14 protein-coding genes and 1 pseudogene are annotated in these 16,136 nt (G+C 71.7%); 8 read left to right on the forward strand and 7 right to left on the reverse strand.

Annotation, left to right across the window (positions count from 1 at the left end; genetic code table 11):
* Positions 1–71 precede the first annotated feature (71 nt).
* The 5 genes and pseudogenes from IG78_RS0111195 to galU form a co-directional block, all read right to left on the reverse strand.
* Positions 72–695: a GNAT family N-acetyltransferase gene (locus IG78_RS0111195; RefSeq protein WP_030561897.1), complete on the reverse strand. Its 624-nt coding sequence runs from the start codon at positions 693–695 to the stop codon at positions 72–74.
* Positions 692–1,189, reverse strand: coding sequence for a MogA/MoaB family molybdenum cofactor biosynthesis protein (locus IG78_RS0111200; RefSeq protein ID WP_030561770.1), 498 nt, complete (start codon positions 1,187–1,189; stop codon positions 692–694). The genes IG78_RS0111195 and IG78_RS0111200 overlap by 4 nt, the downstream gene beginning before the upstream one ends.
* A 188-nt stretch (positions 1,190–1,377) precedes the next feature.
* Positions 1,378–1,851 (reverse strand): annotated as a pseudogene (moaC, locus tag IG78_RS0111205) (cyclic pyranopterin monophosphate synthase MoaC); the annotation flags it as partial.
* A 180-nt stretch (positions 1,852–2,031) separates the two neighbouring features.
* Complete coding sequence (glp, locus tag IG78_RS0111210) at positions 2,032–3,381, reverse strand: molybdotransferase-like divisome protein Glp (protein WP_030561774.1); 1,350 nt, start codon at positions 3,379–3,381, stop codon at positions 2,032–2,034.
* A gap of 75 nt (positions 3,382–3,456) precedes the next feature.
* Positions 3,457–4,383, reverse strand: coding sequence for a UTP--glucose-1-phosphate uridylyltransferase GalU (gene galU / locus IG78_RS0111215; protein ID WP_030561776.1), 927 nt, complete (start codon positions 4,381–4,383; stop codon positions 3,457–3,459).
* Positions 4,384–4,477: 94 nt separating this feature from the next.
* Here galU and IG78_RS0111220 point away from each other — a divergent pair, with 94 nt between their 5' ends.
* Positions 4,478–5,089: a 5-formyltetrahydrofolate cyclo-ligase gene (locus IG78_RS0111220; RefSeq protein ID WP_030561778.1), complete on the forward strand. Its 612-nt coding sequence runs from the start codon at positions 4,478–4,480 to the stop codon at positions 5,087–5,089.
* A gap of 142 nt (positions 5,090–5,231) precedes the next feature.
* Here the strand turns inward: IG78_RS0111220 and IG78_RS0111225 are convergent, their stop codons facing one another.
* Complete coding sequence (locus IG78_RS0111225; RefSeq protein WP_030561779.1) at positions 5,232–8,099, reverse strand: penicillin acylase family protein; 2,868 nt, start codon at positions 8,097–8,099, stop codon at positions 5,232–5,234.
* A gap of 288 nt (positions 8,100–8,387) precedes the next feature.
* Between IG78_RS0111225 and IG78_RS0111230 the strand changes: the two genes are divergently transcribed.
* The 6 genes from IG78_RS0111230 (at position 8,388) to mscL (ending at position 14,413) form a co-directional block, all read left to right on the forward strand.
* On the forward strand, positions 8,388–9,884 hold the full coding sequence (locus tag IG78_RS0111230) for a potassium/proton antiporter (RefSeq protein WP_051852529.1): 1,497 nt from the start codon (positions 8,388–8,390) through the stop codon (positions 9,882–9,884).
* Between the two features lie 224 nt (positions 9,885–10,108).
* Positions 10,109–11,377 (forward strand): MFS transporter, encoded by a 1,269-nt coding sequence (locus IG78_RS0111235; RefSeq protein WP_030561782.1) that lies wholly within the window; start codon positions 10,109–10,111, stop codon positions 11,375–11,377.
* 67 nt (positions 11,378–11,444) lie between these two features.
* On the forward strand, positions 11,445–11,798 hold the full coding sequence (locus IG78_RS45580; protein WP_030561784.1) for an FmdB family zinc ribbon protein: 354 nt from the start codon (positions 11,445–11,447) through the stop codon (positions 11,796–11,798).
* A gap of 111 nt (positions 11,799–11,909) precedes the next feature.
* On the forward strand, positions 11,910–12,761 hold the full coding sequence (locus IG78_RS0111245) for an S-methyl-5'-thioadenosine phosphorylase (protein ID WP_030561786.1): 852 nt from the start codon (positions 11,910–11,912) through the stop codon (positions 12,759–12,761).
* A 374-nt stretch (positions 12,762–13,135) separates the two neighbouring features.
* The gene (locus IG78_RS0111250) at positions 13,136–13,711 is read left to right on the forward strand and encodes a hypothetical protein (RefSeq protein ID WP_030561788.1); all 576 of its coding nucleotides are present in this window, start codon (positions 13,136–13,138) and stop codon (positions 13,709–13,711) included.
* Positions 13,712–13,831: 120 nt separating this feature from the next.
* Positions 13,832–14,413 (forward strand): large conductance mechanosensitive channel protein MscL, encoded by a 582-nt coding sequence (mscL, locus tag IG78_RS41945; protein WP_037685434.1) that lies wholly within the window; start codon positions 13,832–13,834, stop codon positions 14,411–14,413.
* A 180-nt stretch (positions 14,414–14,593) separates the two neighbouring features.
* Here the strand turns inward: mscL and IG78_RS0111260 are convergent, their stop codons facing one another.
* A complete protein-coding gene (locus IG78_RS0111260) occupies positions 14,594–14,833 on the reverse strand; it encodes a hypothetical protein (RefSeq protein WP_030561791.1) in 240 nt (79 codons plus the stop codon).
* Between the two features lie 112 nt (positions 14,834–14,945).
* Here IG78_RS0111260 and IG78_RS0111265 point away from each other — a divergent pair, with 112 nt between their 5' ends.
* Positions 14,946–16,013: a P1 family peptidase gene (locus IG78_RS0111265; RefSeq protein ID WP_051852530.1), complete on the forward strand. Its 1,068-nt coding sequence runs from the start codon at positions 14,946–14,948 to the stop codon at positions 16,011–16,013.
* The last annotated feature ends 123 nt before the right edge of the window (positions 16,014–16,136 follow it).

Genomic DNA, 16,136 nt, shown 5'->3' on the forward strand with positions numbered 1-16,136 from the left:
TGGCCCGTCAGGCCTTCACGCACTCAAGCCTGCACGCCTGCACGCCTTCACGCCTTCACGCCTTCACGTCATCACGCCGTCTTCCGCGAACGCGCCCGGTGCCAGCGCTGCACGAGGCCCTCAGGCACCTCCTCCTCGGTGAGCGCGAACACGAGGTGGTCGCGCCACGCCCCGTCGATGTGCAGATAGCGGGGCCGCAGCCCCTCCTCGCGGAAACCTAGTTTCTCCACCACCCGGCGGCTCGGCGCGTTCTCGGGCCGGATGCAGACCTCGACGCGGTGCAGCCCCACGGTCCGGAAGCAGTGGTCGACGGCGAGCGCCACGGCCGTCGGCATCACCCCGCGCCCCGCGACCGACTCGTCGACCCAGTAGCCCACGTGCGCGGAGCACATCGAGCCCCAGGTGATGCCGGCGACCGTCAACTGTCCGACGAGGCGGCCCTGGTACTCGATGACGAACGGCAGCATGCGGCCCGCGCTCGCCTCCGCGCGCAGGTGCCGGACCATCTGCCGGTAGGTGGGGCGGTGGGTGACGGGGCCGCTCGGCGTCGGCGGCGGGATGGTGGCCTCCCAGGGTCGCAGCCAGTCCCGGTTGCGCCGGTTGACCTCCCGCCAGGCGCGCTGGTCGCGGAGTTTTATCGGCCGCAGGACGACGTCGCCGTCCGTCAGCTCGACGGGCCAGCCGACGCTGTTCAGCTCGCACCCCCGTCGCTTCTGGGATGGTCGCCGCCGCGGAGCTGGTCGACGGCGTGCACCAACAGGGGCGAGAGGACGGCGATTCCGTCGCGTACGCCGCCGCTCGAACCCGGCAGGTTCACGATGAGGGTGCGTCCCGCGACGCCCGCGAGGCCGCGGGACAGGGCGGCCGTCGGCACCTTCTCGCGGCCGTGGGCACGGATCGACTCCGCGATCCCCGGCACTTCGTGGTCGATGACGCGGCGGGTGGCCTCGGGCGTGGAGTCGGTGGGCGAGATGCCGGTGCCGCCGGTGGTGAGGATGACGTCGTAGGCCGCGGCGACGCCCTCGCGCAGGGCCCGCTCGACGGGGGCGCCGTCGGGTACGACCCGGGGCCCGTCGACGGTGAAGCCGAGGGCACTGAGCCCCTCGACGAGGATCGGGCCGCCCTTGTCGGCGTAGACACCGGCGGCGGCGCGGTTGGAGGCGGTGACGACGAGCGCGCGGTACCTCATGCTCCGGCTCCCCGCACGCCCCCGGCCCCCTGCTCCCCGTCGCCGCCCGAAGCGGCGGCACCCGCCCCGCCCCCGGCTCCCGGCGCGCCCTCGGCTCCGGACCGGCCCCCGGCTCCCGGCACGCCCTCGGCTCCGGACCTGCCCCCGGCGCCCGGGGCGCCCTCACCCCCGCCCCCCGGGGCACTCCGCCGGTGCCAGGCGCCCGACTTGCCGCCGGTCTTCTCCTCGACCTGTACGTCCGTGATGACGGCGCCCTTGTCGACGGCCTTGACCATGTCGATGACGGTGAGGGCGGCGACGGTGACCGCGGTGAGGGCCTCCATCTCGACGCCGGTGCGGTCGGTCGTCTTCACGGTGGCGAGGATCTCCACGGCGTCGTCGGCGACCGTCAGGTCCACCTCGACGCCGGAGACGGCCAGCGGGTGGCAGAGCGGGATCAGGTCGGGGGTGCGTTTGGCGCCCATGATGCCCGCGATGCGGGCCGTCGCCAGGGCGTCGCCCTTGGGCACGCCCGCACCCCGCAGCAGTTCGATCACGCGGGGCGAGACGAGCACCCGGCCGCTCGCGCGCGCCGTGCGGGCGGTCACGTCCTTCTCGGATACGTCGACCATGCGGGCAGCGCCCGCCTCGTCGATGTGCGTCAGTCGCTGCTGCGTGCTCATGTGCTGTGGCGCTCCCGGTCCGGGCTCCGCGCGGTGCGGTGCGCGGGCCTGCTGTGCGCGACACAGTACCGTCCCGCCGCCGCGCCGCCCGAGCACGTCGCCCCTGCCCCGCGGTGCCCCGGGCCCGGCCCGCGGGGGCGGGCCGGGTGCGCTCGCGGGCCGGTCGGCGCCGGGCGCACGTCAGCCGAGCAGGACCACGCCGACCTCCGTGCCGGGCTCCACGGACGTCGTGGCCTCAGGGACGACGATCAGCGCGTCCGCCTGCGCGAGCGCGGCGACGAGGTGCGAGCCCGCGCCGCCGACCGGCGTGACCGTGCCCGCGTCGGCGTCGTACCGCCCGCGCAGGAACTGGCGCCGCCCCGACGGCGAGGTCAGCGGCTCGTCGGCGGTGAGCCGGGCGCGGACGGTGGTCCTGTGCAGGTCGGTCAGGCCCATCAGCGCGCGCACGACGGGGCGTACGAAGATCTCGAAGGAGACGTACGAGGACACGGGGTTGCCCGGCAGCGCGAGCAGCGGGGTGTGGTCGGGGCCGATGGCGCCGAAGCCCTGCGGCTTGCCGGGCTGCATGGCGAGCTTGCGGAACTCCACGCCCCCGCCCGCGCCGAGGCCCTCCTCGTCGTCCGGGTCGCCGATCGAGTCGAGCGCCTCCTTGACGACGTCGTACGCGCCCACGCTGACGCCGCCCGTGGTGACCACCAGGTCGGCGCGGATGAGCTGGTCCTCGATGGTGGAGCGCAGGATCTCGACGTCGTCGGTGACCGCGCCGACGCGGTAGGCGATGGCTCCGGCGTCGCGGGCGGCGGCGGTGAGGGCGAAGCTGTTGGAGTCGTAGATCTGGCCGGGGGCCAACTCCTCGCCGGGCTGGATCAGTTCGCTGCCGGTGGACAGGACGACCACGCGCGGGCGCGGGCGCACCTTGACCGTGCCCCGGCCGATCGCGGCGAGCAGGGCGATCTGCGGCGGGCCGAGGATCGTGCCCGCCGCCAGGGCGCGGTCGCCCGCGCGGACGTCGCTGCCCTGCGCACGCACGTGTGCGCGTGCCTCCGCGGGGCGGTACACGCGGACTTCGCCGGAGGCGCCCTCGGGGGCGGTGCTGTGGGCCCGCATCCCTGCGGCGGTGCCCTCGCCGAGCCCGCCGTCGGTCCACTCCACGGGCACCACGGCCTCGGCGCCGGGCGGCAGCGGGGCGCCGGTCATGATGCGGGCCGCCTCGCCCGCGCCGACCGTGGGCTGCTCGCCCTGGCCCGCGGCGACGTCCCCGATGACGGTGAGCACGGCGGGGAACTCCTCGCTCGCGCCCGCGACGTCGGCCACCCGGACCGCGTACCCGTCCATGGAGCTGTTGTCGAAGGGCGGCAGTGAGACGGGCACCGTGATGTCCTCGACGAGGACGCAGCCCTGGGCGTCGAGCAGTTGCAGCACGATCGGTTCGAGCGGTCGGACGGTGGTGAGGATGTCGTCCAGATGCTCGTCCACCGACCACAACCGGCCGGTGCCCCGGGACGCGTCGTGGCCGTGGCCCGGCGGCACGGGGGCGGCACCTCCGTGCGCGCCGTCCGTCCCTTCCGTGCCGTGGTGCGTCGTCGTGCCGCTGCTGCTCAAGTGCTACATCTCCTCGGTGACGTAACTGCGAAGCCAGGCCTTGAAGTCCGGGCCCAGGTCTTCACGTTCGCACGCGAGTCTGACAATGGCACGCAGATAGTCGCCGCGGTCGCCGGTGTCATAGCGGCGGCCCTCGAAGACCACGCCGTGCACCGGGCCGCCGATCTTCTCCGTGGCTGCGGCCGCCGACTGATGCGTCGCGGCGAGCTGCTGGAGCGCGTCGGTGAGCTGGATCTCGCCACCGCGGCCCGGCTCGGTCTTACGCAGTATGTCGAAGATGTGCGGGTCCAGGACATACCGGCCGATGATCGCGTAGTTGCTGGGCGCGTCGGCGGGCTCCGGCTTCTCCACCAGGCCGGTGACCTCCACGACGTCGCTGTCCCCGGTGGGCTTCACCGCCGCGCAGCCGTAGAGGTGGACCTGCTCCGGCGCGACCTCCATGAGCGCGATGACGCTGCCGCCGTGCTCCTCCTGGACCTCGACCATGCGCTGGAGCAGCGGGTCGCGCGGGTCGATCAGGTCGTCGCCGAGGAGGACGGCGAACGGCTCGCGGCCGACGTGGGGAGCGGCGCACAGGACCGCGTGGCCGAGACCTCTGGGGTCACCCTGGCGGACGTAGTGCATGGTGGCCAGGTCGCTGGACTCCTGGACCTTGGCGAGCCGGGACTCGTCGCCCTTCTTGGCCAGGGCCGACTCCAGCTCGTAGTTACGGTCGAAGTGGTCCTCCAGGGGGCGCTTGTTGCGGCCCGTGACCATGAGGACGTCGTCCAGACCCGCTGCGACAGCCTCTTCGACCACGTACTGGATCGCCGGCTTGTCGACGACCGGCAGCATCTCCTTGGGCGTGGCCTTCGTGGCGGGCAAGAAGCGCGTACCAAGACCCGCTGCTGGAATGACAGCCTTCGTGATCTTGGGGGGAGACTGAGTCATGAGCGTTACCTTAACCGGTGCCTATGTGAGGAATCTGTGGCTCCGGAATATTGGCCCACATGTGCGCACAATAGGAAGGATTTGTGAGTTCACCATGGAGCAACCCGGCCCCGGCAAGGGAACCAAGCGCACGTTGCGAGGAGAGATCCTCACGGTGAGACGCGGGTTGACGGCCGGTGACACGCAGAAGGCCGCCGCCGCGCTCGCCGAGCGCGCCCTGGAACTTCCCGAACTCTCCACCGCCCGCACGGTCGCCGCCTATGTCTCCGTGGGCACCGAACCGGGCACACATGCCCTCCTGGACGCCCTGCACGCGCGCGGGACCCGGGTCCTGCTGCCCGTCCTGCTCCCGGACAACGACCTGGACTGGGCGGCGTACGACGGGCCGGATTCCCTCGTCCAGGTGCAACACCCCGGCCGGATGACCCTCTTGGAACCGGCCGGCGAACGGCTCGGCCCCGACGCGGTCCTGGAGGCGGACGCCGTGCTGCTCCCCGGGCTCGCGGTGGACGAGCTGGGGACGCGGCTCGGGCGCGGCGGCGGCTCCTACGACCGTGTGCTCACCCGCCTGGAGCGCGCGGCCGTCCCGTCCGCCCTCGTCGTGCTCCTGTACGACTCCGAAGTGGTCGCGCACGTCCCCGGCGAGGCGCACGACCGGCCGGTCCACGCCGTGGTCACACCGACGGGCACCCGCCGCTTCGTCTGACCCGGCCGCGACGTACGAAGACGCGTAAAGATACGAAGACGCGCAAAGAGCCGCCTCGTACGAAGACGCGGGAGGGGCCGCCACGCGCGCGTGGCGGCCCCTCCCGCGTCTCACCTGTCCCTGGTGGTCCTACCCGTCAGGGCTAGGGCTTGAGCACCAGGGTGTCGTCCGTGCTGTCGTCGACGGCCTTCTCGGAGTAGGCCCACGGCAGCAGCTCGCCCTTGATCCACTTGCTGGTCTGGTCGGTGTAGTGCTCGCTGTAGGCGTGCCCGGACGCGCCGGTCAGGTTGATCCACCGGGACTTGTCGAGGTCCTTCAGGTTCACGACCATCCGCATGGACGGCACCCAGATCACTCCGTAGCCGCCCGCCGCGTTCCAGCCGGTGGCGTTGACCGTGGCCTCGCCGCCGCCCAGCTTGTGGGGGCCGCGGTTGAGGACCCACTGGAGCCAGCCGGGGCCGTCGGTGCCGAGCGTCTGGTTCTTCAGCGTGAGGCGGTGCAGCCGGCCCCAGCTCCAGGTGTCGATGTCCTTGCCGAGCTTGGCCGTGAGGTCCCAGCGGGCGTCCTCCATGGCCCGCGCGAACAACTGGTCGCGGTTCTTGGTCTCCGCGTCCGTGCGCGTGCCCGGCGACTTCCACCAGTCACTGTCCTTGTTGTCGAGGTTCTTGCGGATGACCTCGAAGTAACGGTCGCCGCCGTCGGGCTGCGCGGAGTCCGCGTCCCGCTCACCGCACTCGCGCACCCGGTTCTCCTCGTCGGCGGGACGGGTGTTCCCGGCCGGCTCGACGGACAGGCACTGGCCCTTGACCCGCAGCTCCTTGGGCAGCTTGTTGCCGATGGAGAGCTGGAGGATGCTGCGCCACACCGCGTTGAAGTACGCGGCGGCGGCCGAGTCGGCGTCCTGGGTGTAGTCCCAGCCCTCCAGGAGCTTCTGCGCCTCACGGACGTGCTTGTCGGCGATGTCGATCTTGAGCAGCTTGGGCACGAGCAGCCGGGCGATCTCGCTGCTGTTGTCCGTCTGCATCAGCCGCATGTCCTCCGTGGAGATCTTGCCGCCGTTCTTCGTCTTCGCCTTGATGAGGTCGTCGATGCGCTGGCTGCGCGCGCCGTAGCCCCAGTCCGCCGTGAGCTTGTACGGGTACTTCTTGCCCTCGCCGCCGTCGATCACTGCCTGGTTGGCGGTGACGATGTAGCCGCGCTTGGGGTTGTACTCGTACGGCAGGGCGTCCTGCGGGATGGGGTCGCCCCAGCGGTAGTCCGGGTCCCAGCCCGGCGAGGGCAGCGAACCGTCACCCTTGCCGCGGGTGGGGATCCTGCCGGGGGCCTGGTAGCCGATGTTGCCCTCGGTGTCGGCGTAGATCAGGTTCTGCGAGGGCACCTCGAAGGACGCGGCGGCCTTGCGGAAGTCCTTGAAGTTCTTGGCCCGGTTCAGCTCGAAGACGGCGTCCATGGACTTGCCGGGCTCAAGGGCGGTCCAGCGCAGCGCGATGCCGTAGCCGTCGCCGCGGTCCGGGGCCGCCGCGTCGACCTGGGCCTTCTTGCCGACCTTGACCAGCTCGTCGTCACGGTCGGAGATCAGCGGGCCGTTGTTGGTCTCGCGGACCGTGATGGTCTTGGTCTTGCCGCCCGCGACCTTGATCTTCTCCTCGCGGGGCCGGAAGGGCTTGATCTTGCCGTCGTACTGGTAGCCGTCGGCGGTGAACTTCTCCAGGTAGAGGTCGGTGACGTCGGCACCGAGGTTCGTCATGCCCCAGGCGATGTCCTTGTTGTGGCCGATGACCACGCCGGGCATGCCGGAGAAGGTGTAGCCGCTGACGTCGTACTGGCACTTCGACGACACGGAGCGGCAGTGCAGGCCCATCTGGTACCAGACGGACGGCAACTGCGGGGCCAGGTGCGGGTCGTTGGCCAGGAGGGGCTTGCCGGTGATGGTGTGCGCCCCGGAGACCACCCAGGAGTTGGACCCGATGCCGTTGCCGTTGGAGCCGAGGCCCGCGTCCGGGATCTTGTCCAGGACGTCGGAGAGGCCGGAGAGCTGGGACTGCAGGCCGGTGCCCGCGGTGCCGCCCGTGCCCGTGCCGCCGGTGCCGGTGCCACCCGTGCCGCCGGTGCCACCCGTACCCGTACCGCCGGTCCCGGTGCCCGCGGTGCCGCCGGTCCCCGTGCCGCCCGTGCCGGTGCCCGTGCCGCCGGTCCCCGTGCCGCCCGTGCCGCCGCCCGTCGCGTCGTCGTCGCTGTCGAACTCCTCGGTGAGCTTGTTGTAGCGGCCCTCCTGGACGATGGGCTTGTGCAGGTCGTACGGGTACTCCGGGTAGAGGTCCTTGATCTGCGACGGGCCGAGACGGCTCGTCATCAGGGCGCGGTCGATCTCGTCCTGCATGTTGCCGCGCAGGTCCCAGGCCATGGCCTTGAGCCAGGCGACGGAGTCGACGGGCGTCCACTTCTGCGGCTTGTAGTCGTTCTTGAAGGAGAGTGCCGCGTACTCGACGGAGATGTCCTTGCCGTCCTTGCCGTCGAGATAGGCGTTGACCCCCTTGGCGTACGCCTGGAGGTACTTCTTCGTCTCCGGCGAGAGCTTGGAGTCGTACTCCTTCTTGGCGACGTGGTGCCAACCGAGGGTGCGCAGGAACTCATCGGTCTTGACCTGGCTCTTGCCGAACATCTCGGAGAGCCGGCCGGAGGTCATATGGCGGCGTACGTCCATCTCCCAGAAGCGGTCCTGCGCCTGCACGAAGCCCTGTGCCATGAACAGGTCCTCGTCGGTCTCGGCGTAGATCTGCGGGATCCCGTTCCCGTCCCGCTTGACGTCCACCGGGCCGGAGAGGCCCTTGAGGTCGATGGTGCCCTTGGTCTGCGGGAAGGAGGCGCGAACCGTGCTGATGCTCCAGTACGCGCCGAAGCCGATGCCTCCTACGACGGCCAGGACCAGGACGATCACGATCAGTCGGGCTCGGCGCCCCTTCTTCCTACCGGACTTGCGACCGGAAGAGGCGTTGGTGTTGGAGGGCATCGCTGTCCTTGCTGTCCTTCGCGCGCGGCAGGGCGGGGCGTGTGCGGGTCCTGGAGTGCTGGAGCAACCATAGGCGCAGGGCGATACGGCCTCGGACGCGGAGTCGGAAACCGATGTCGAACAAAAGTTCGAAAGAAGGGATGCGACACAGGGGTGCCCGTCAAGAGTGCGTTAAAAGTTAGGTAAAGTAACGAAGCATTACGGCTCGCACGAAGTGTCTCAGCTCTCGTACGAGGTGCCCCGGCTCTCGCATGAAGCGTCACGGCTCGCACGACGGAAGGAACGCCCCTGTCTGTCCACGACCTCAACCAGCTCTTGCTCATCAGCTCGCTCGTCCTGCTCGTCGCGGTCGTCGCGGTGCGCCTGTCGTCGCGGAGCGGGCTGCCCAGTCTGTTGCTCTACCTCGGCATCGGCATCGCCATGGGCCAGGACGGCATCGGCAATGTCACCTTCAACAACGCCCAGCTCACCCAGGTCATCGGGTACGCGGCCCTGGTCGTGATCCTGGCGGAGGGCGGCCTCGGCACCAAGTGGAACGAGGTCAAACCGGCGCTGCCCATGGCCGCGTGCCTCGCCACCGTCGGCGTCGCGGCCAGTGTCGGCGTGACGGCCGCGGGCGCGCACTATCTGGTCGGGCTCGACTGGCGGCAGGCCCTCATCATCGGCGCGGTGGTGTCATCGACGGACGCGGCCGCGGTCTTCTCCGTGCTGCGCAGGGTGCCCCTGCCCTCGCGGGTCACGGGGGTCCTGGAGGCGGAGTCCGGGTTCAACGACGCCCCGGTGGTCATCCTGGTCGTGGCCTTCTCCACCGCGGGTCCCGTGCACCACTGGTACGTCCTCGTCGGTGAGATAGCCCTGGAGCTGGCCATCGGCGCGGCCATAGGTCTCGCGGTGGGCTGGCTCGGCGCGTACGGGCTGCGGCACGTGGCACTGCCCGCTTCCGGTCTCTATCCGATCGCGGTGATGGCCATCGCCGTCACCGCCTACGCCGCCGGAGCCATGGCCCACGGCAGCGGATTCCTCGCCGTGTACCTGGCCGCGATGATCCTCGGCAACGCCAGGCTGCCGCACTGGGCGGCGACCCGCGGCTTCGCCGAAGGGGTCGGCTGGATCGCCCAGATCGGCATGTTCGTGCTGCTCGGGCTGCTCGTCACCCCGCACCTGCTGCTCGACGACATCTGGCCCGCCGTGATCATCGGGCTCTTCCTGACCGTGGTCGCCCGGCCCCTGTCCGTCGTGCTCGGCCTGCTGCCCTTCCGGATGCCCTGGCAGGAGAAGGCGCTGCTGTCCTGGGCCGGCCTGCGCGGCGCGGTGCCCATCATCCTGGCCACCATCCCGATGGTGAACGGCGTCGAGAACAACGAGGAGATCTTCAACATCGTCTTCGTACTCGTCGTCGTCTACACCCTGGTGCAGGGCCCGACGCTGCCCGGACTCGCCCGCGTCCTCGGACTCGGCAAGGGCACGGCCGCCGACGACCTCGGCATCGAGTCGGCGCCCCTGGAGCGGCTGCGGGGACATCTCCTCTCGGTGCCCGTCCCGGAGGGCTCCAAGCTGCACGGCGTCGAGATCGGCGAGCTGCGGCTGCCCGCGGGCTCCGCCGTCACGCTCGTCGTGCGCGACGAGAAGTCCTTCGTACCGAGCCCCACGACCGTGCTGCGGCAGAACGACGAACTCCTGGTGGTGGCGACGGACCCGGTGCGCGACGCCGCCGAGCAACGGCTGCGGGCGGTCGCCCAGGGCGGCAAGCTCGTGGGCTGGCTGGGGGTGCCGGACTCGAAGTGACTCGTAATCACAGGTTCCTCTTGCGCAGCACCTGTAGTATGAAGGCACACTTCCGTATGCACGACACTGATCGAACCAACTCTGTCTGACGCAGAGCTGGCGCGACCGTATGGCGGCCGCGGCGCCCCGCAGTGGGCGGCCCGGTATCTACCGCAGTTCTGCGCAAGAGGACAGCTCTCGGCGCCCCCGCACGGGCGCTACCAGGCAGCAGAAAGGCATGGGCCGTGGCATCCACGGTCACCGAAACCCGACCGGGCTACGGACAGTTGCTGCGCACCCCTCGCGCCTGGACCTTCCTGCTTCCGGGCTTCGCCGCGCGGCAGCCGTTCGCGATGCTGACCATCTCCATCGTGCTGCTCGTGCAGCACACCACGGGCTCGTACGGAGCCGCCGGTGCCGTCTCGGCCGTCACCGGCGTCTCCATGGCCCTCTTCGCCCCCTTCGTGGGCAAGCTCGCCGACCGCTTCGGGCAGCGCGCCGTGCTGCTTCCCGGCGTCCTCGTGCACAGCGCGTCCGGCGTCGCCCTGACCGTGCTCGCCCTGTCCGGCGCCCCCCTGTGGACGCTGTTCGTGGCCGCGGTGCCCACCGGCGCCTCGACCCCGCAGATCGGGCCGATGGTGCGGGCCCGCTGGGGCGCACAGCTCCAGGGCACCCCGCTCGCGCAGACCGCGGCGGCCTTCGAGTCCGTCACCGACGAGCTGACCTTCGTCCTCGGACCGCTGCTCGCCACCGCCCTGTGCACGGGCTTCGACCCGGCGGCGGGACTGCTCACCGAAGCGGGCCTGACCCTCGTCGGCGGTCTCCTTTTCGCCGCGCAGAAGAGCACCCAGCCGCAGCCCTCCGGGGCCGGCGGCCACGCGCGCGTACGGCACGATTCGGCGCTCCGGGTACCTGGAGTGCGCGTCCTGATCGTCACGTTCCTCGGCATCGGCACCGTCTTCGGAGGCATGCAGGTCTCGCTCGCCGCCTTCACGGAGTCCATCGGCAGGCCCGGCCTGAACGGCGTCCTGTACGGCACGTTCGCCGCCGGGAACATGCTCTCCGGAGTGGCCTGCGGCGCCATCGCCTGGAAGATCACCCCGCAGCGGCGGCTCCTCTTCGGGTACGTGGGTCTGACCCTGATGGCGGCCGGACTGTGGGCGGCGCACTCCGTGCCGCTGCTCGCCGGACTCGGCCTGCTCGTCGGCGTCTGCATCGCACCCGCCCTGATCACCGGGTACACACTGGTCGACAGCCTGGTCGCGCCGACCGCGCGCACGGAGGCCTTCACCTGGCTCACCGGCGCCGTCGCGCTCGGGCAGGCGGCGGCCGTCACGGTCGCGGGCCAGCTCGAGGACCGCTTCTGGGACGGTGCGGGATTCCTCGTGCCGCTCGGCGGCACCGTCCTCGCACTGACCGTGCTCCTGGCCCTGCGCTCCCGGCTCACCCCCAAGTCCTCGGGGCGGACCGTGGCACGTGGCGTCGGTCACCGCGTGCCGGTCACGGTGGACTGATCCCGCGGAATACGTCACTATGGACCGTCGTTAGCACTCATCGAGTGAGAGTGCCAGGAGGAAGCAAGTGCCGACGTACCAGTACCAGTGCACCGAGTGCGGCGAGGGCCTCGAGGCGGTGCAGAAGTTCACCGATGACGCCCTGACCGTATGCCCGAACTGCGACGGACGCCTCAAGAAGGTGTTCTCGGCCGTCGGCATCGTCTTCAAGGGCTCCGGCTTCTACCGCAACGACAGCCGTGGTTCGTCGTCGAGCAGCGCGCCCGCGTCCGCCTCGTCGTCGTCCGGCTCGAAGTCCTCGGACCCCAAGCCGTCCTCGACGTCCGCGTCGACGTCTTCTTCGGCGTCCTCGTCGTCTTCGTCGTCGGGCTCTGCCTCCTCGTCGTCCAGCACGTCGTCGACGAGCTCCTCGGCGGCCTGACCCGGCACTTCACAGGCCCGTTTCTCTTTACGGGCGCTCAGCTTCTTGAGGCCCCGCTGTCGTACGACGGCGGGGTCCTCGGCGTTTCCGGGTCCCGCTACTGTGCCGCCCATGGTGAACACGGCGAACGCGACTCAGGCCGAGATCGGCGTCATCGGCGGCTCCGGTTTCTACTCCTTCCTCGAAGACGTCACCGAAGTGCACGTCGACACCCCGTACGGCTCCCCCAGCGACTCCCTGTTCCTCGGTGAGCTCGCCGGGCGGCGCGTGGCGTTCCTGCCGCGCCACGGCCGCGACCACCGCCTCCCGCCGCACCGCATCAACTACCGCGCCAACCTGTGGGCGCTGCGCTCCATGGGCGTACGCCAGGTGCTCGCCCCGTGCGCCGTGGGCGGACTGCGGCCCGAGTACGGGCCCGGGACGCTCCTGGTGCCCGACCAGCTCGTGGACCGCACCAAGAGCCGCCCCGCGACCTACTTCGACGGCATACCGCTGCCCGACGGCACCACCCCGCACGTCGTGCACGTGTCGCTGGCCGACCCCTATTGCCCAGCGGGCCGCGCGGCCGCGCTCAAGGCCGCGCGGGGCCGGGACTGGGAGCCGGTGGACGGCGGCGCCCTCGTGGTGATCGAGGGGCCGCAGTTCTCGACCCGCGCCGAGTCGCGCTGGTACGCCGCGCAGGGCTGGTCCGTGGTGGGCATGACCGGCCACCCCGAGGCGCCCCTCGCCCGTGAACTCGAGCTCTGCTACACCTCGCTGAACCTGGTCACCGACCTGGACGCGGGCGCGGGGACCGGCGAGGGCGTCTCCCACGAGGAGGTGCTGCGGGTCTTCTCCGCGAACGTGGACCGGCTGCGCACGGTGCTGTTCGACGCGGTGGCGGGACTGCCGGCGAACCACCGGCGGGACTGTGCGTGCGTGGGGGCGCTGGGCGGGATGGAGACGGGGATACGGCTGCCGTAGGGCGCGCCTGGTCCCGCCTCTCCCCGTTCGGGTGAGGGAGTTGTCCACAACCGGTGAGTAGTCCACGGGGCTCGGCGGGGCGGGGGCACGAACCCGCATCGTGAGAACGGAATCCGGACCCGGATCCGCACTTCTCACGACAGGCGGTGGTCGTCATGGCGCGTGCTTCTTTCCATGTCTCTCAGCGGGACGGTGCCTCGCGGCCGGGCGGTGCCTCACCGCGGGACGGTACCTCGCAGCCGGGCGGTGCCTCACCGCGGGACGGTGTCTCGCAGCCGGGCGGTGCCTCTGAGCGGGAGGGCGCCTCGCGGCGGGGCGGCGGGGGCGGTTGCTCGGGGCCGCCCGGTGGCAGCGGCGCACCGCCGCCCTGCCGGATTCCGCACTTCTCGCCGCTCCATGTGCGCGGCGGACGCCGGCGCCTGCGGCGGCTGATGCGGCATCGCAGGCGGGCGCTGGCCGCGGGACTCGCGATGACCGCCGCCGCGCTCGCGGCCGCGGGGCCGCCGGTGCGCGGCGAAGCCGGAGCGCGGGGCGTCGCGGAGTCCGCCGCCGAGTCAGCCGAGTCCACTGAGTCCGGCGAGTCCGGCGAGTCCGCCGAGTCCCGCGAGACGTCCGGCCGGGGCGGTGACGACGGTGCGCGGCTACGGTCGCGGCGGGCGTCCCATCTGGTGACGGCGCCGGTGCGGATCGCGGACGCGGCGACGGTGCGGTTGCTGCGGCCCGGTGTCCGCGTGGACGTCGTGGCGGCCGAGGGGGCGGGGGCGGGTCCGGCGGCGGGCGGGAGCGCGCCGCGGGTGGTCGCTGCGGGGGCCAGGGTGGCTCAGGTGCCGGAGACGTCCGGCACGGTGGCCGGGGACGGGGCCCTTGTCCTCCTCTCCGTGCCGCGTTCGACGGCGGCCCAACTGGTCGGGGCGAGTGCGACGGCGCGCCTTGCGGTGACGCTGCGATGAGCGGGTACGGAACTCTGTCGAGTCGCTCGTTCGTGTTACCGAACTGGACAGGGCTGCCACGCGCTGCCGTAGGTTGCGGAGCGATTCGCCGCACGATCCGCACATGCAACGAAAGGCCCAGTGGTGAGCGAGAAGCAGGAACCGGGCATCTGGCAGGGCTTCAAGGCCTTCCTGATGCGCGGCAACGTCGTCGATCTGGCGGTGGCGGTGGTCATCGGCGCCGCGTTCACGAACGTCGTGAACTCGGTGGTCAAGGGTGTCATCAACCCCCTGGTCGGCGCCTTCGGCACCAAGGATCTCGACCACTACAGCTCCTGCCTGAAGTCGCCGTGCGCGGTGAAGAACGGCGAGGCGGAGAGCGGCATCCCGATCATGTGGGGCTCGGTGCTCAGCGCGACCCTCAGCTTTGTGATCACCGCGGCGGTCGTCTACTTCCTGATGGTCATGCCGATGGCGAAGTACCTGGCCAAGCAGACCGCCCGCAGGCAGGCGAAGGAAGGCACGCAGGAGGTCATCGAGATCTCGGAGCTGGAGGTGCTCAAGGAGATCCGCGACGTACTGGTCGCCCAGCGAAGCACGGATTCCGGGGCCGCAGGCGGCTCCGGAACCGCCGGGGGCCCTGGAGGCGCCGGGGGCCCTGGAAGCACCGGTGGCCCTGGAGGCGCCGGTGGCGGGACCGGGCCTGGCGGCTCGCCGCAGTAGTTCCGGCGGGAGACTCGGGCCCTGCTCTGGGCGCGGGCCCGGGGCGCGGGCCTGGCACGAGCCGCCCTGCGCGGGAGGCGGGCCCAGAGTTCGGGCCTGGCACGAGCCGCCCTGCGCGGGTGGCGGGTCCGGGGCGCGGGCCTGGCGCAAGCCAAGCCCAGGTGCCGGGCGGGGTCGGGCTCAGATGTGGTGGGGCGGCTTCTCGTCCAGGAAGCGGGCGAGATCGGCGGCGCTGTCGCCGGACGACGTCGGCCGCTCGCCCCACCCGCGATCCGTATCGTCCGAGGACTGCTGGGCCAGCGGGTCGTCGAAGACCAGCGCGCTCGCCGGCTTCTTGACGTCCTGCCGGGGCTTCGGCTCGGCGTCCTTCGGCTCGGCATCCTTCGGATTGCGCGGTTCGGGGGCGGGGGCGGTGCTCATGCTTCCAGCGTACGCCGGTGGGCGCCCCCGCGGCGGGGCACGGGGCTCGGGGGGCGGGGGCGGCGCGGCAGGCTCCGGCGGCAGGTGGCAACGGCCGTGGTACGCATGGCGCATGACGACACGTGACGTACCTGACGTGGCTGCGGAAGCCGGGCGGGCCGGGGCGCTGACCGATGTGGCCGGGCTGCGCGTCGGGCACGCCGGGAGGGCAGGGGACGGCTGGCTCACCGGCACCACCGTCGTACTCGCGCCGGAGGGCGGGGCGGTCGCCGCCGTGGACGTGCGCGGCGGGGGCCCAGGCACCCGGGAGACGGACGCGCTCGACCCGCGGAACCTGGTGCAGCGGGTGGAGGCGGTCGTCCTGACCGGCGGCAGCGCGTACGGGCTCGACGCGGCGGGCGGGGTGATGGCGTGGCTGGAGGAGCGGGGCCGCGGGGTGCGGGTCGGGCCCGATCCGCGGCACGTGGTGCCGGTGGTACCCGCGGCGTGCGTGTTCGACCTGGGGCGCGGGGGCGATTACGGGGCGCGGCCGGACGCAGGGACGGGGCGGGCGGCGGTCCTTGACGCGGCGGCCCGGGAGAGCGGTCACGCGGTGCCCGAGGGCGGGGTGGGCGCCGGGACCGGGGCGGTGGTGGGGCAGGTCAAGGGCGGGGTCGGGACGGCGAGCACGGTGCTCGGCTCGGGCGTCACGGTTGCCGCGCTCGTGGTGGCGAACGCGGCGGGGTCGGGGATGGATCCGCGGACGGGGGTGCTGTACGGACGGTATTTCGGTGACGAGGACGTGCGGCGGCCGGCGGCCGGGGTGCACGCGGCGGCCCGGGAGCGGCTCGCCGCGGCGGCGGCGCGTAATGTGTCGCCGCCGCTGAACACGACGCTGGCCGTGGTCGCCACCGACGCCGCGCTGACCAAGGCGCAGGCGCAGAAGCTCGCGGGCACCTCGCACGACGGCATGGCCCGGGCGGTGCGGCCGGTGCATCTGCTGAACGACGGTGACACGGTGTTCGCCCTGTCGACCGGCGACCGGGACCTGGACGCGGCGGACCCGCTCGCCCTGAACGAGGTCCTGTCGGCGGGGGCGGACATGGTGACGCGGGCGATCGTCAGGGCGCTGCTCGCGGCGGAGTCGGTGGAGACACCGGGAGGAATATTTCTCGCATACCGGGATCTTTATCAGGAATAGCGAAGAGTAGCCGCATATCCGGCAAGGGAGGCATCTGCGCACTCGGCACCCGCCTGGGGCGCTAAGTCCCTTTTGGTCCACGGTTGTTAGCGTGGGAGGGGGCGGCCGGGTGTGCCGGTCTTC

The organism is Streptomyces aureocirculatus, from assembly GCF_000720475.1.
Lineage (GTDB): Bacteria > Actinomycetota > Actinomycetes > Streptomycetales > Streptomycetaceae > Streptomyces > Streptomyces aureocirculatus.

Bases quoted from the DNA above. Each gene is read 5' to 3' on its own strand.
- IG78_RS0111200 (WP_030561770.1), bottom strand. From the start codon at position 1,189: ATGAGGTACCGCGCGCTCGTCGTCACCGCCTCCAACCGCGCCGCCGCC.
- galU (WP_030561776.1), bottom strand. From the start codon at position 4,383: ATGACTCAGTCTCCCCCCAAGATCACGAAGGCTGTCATTCCAGCAGCG.
- IG78_RS0111220 (WP_030561778.1), top strand. From the start codon at position 4,478: ATGGAGCAACCCGGCCCCGGCAAGGGAACCAAGCGCACGTTGCGAGGA.
- IG78_RS0111225 (WP_030561779.1), bottom strand. From the start codon at position 8,099: ATGCCCTCCAACACCAACGCCTCTTCCGGTCGCAAGTCCGGTAGGAAG.
- IG78_RS0111245 (WP_030561786.1), top strand. From the start codon at position 11,910: ATGGTGAACACGGCGAACGCGACTCAGGCCGAGATCGGCGTCATCGGC.
- IG78_RS0111260 (WP_030561791.1), bottom strand. From the start codon at position 14,833: ATGAGCACCGCCCCCGCCCCCGAACCGCGCAATCCGAAGGATGCCGAG.
- IG78_RS0111265 (WP_051852530.1), top strand. From the start codon at position 14,946: ATGACGACACGTGACGTACCTGACGTGGCTGCGGAAGCCGGGCGGGCC.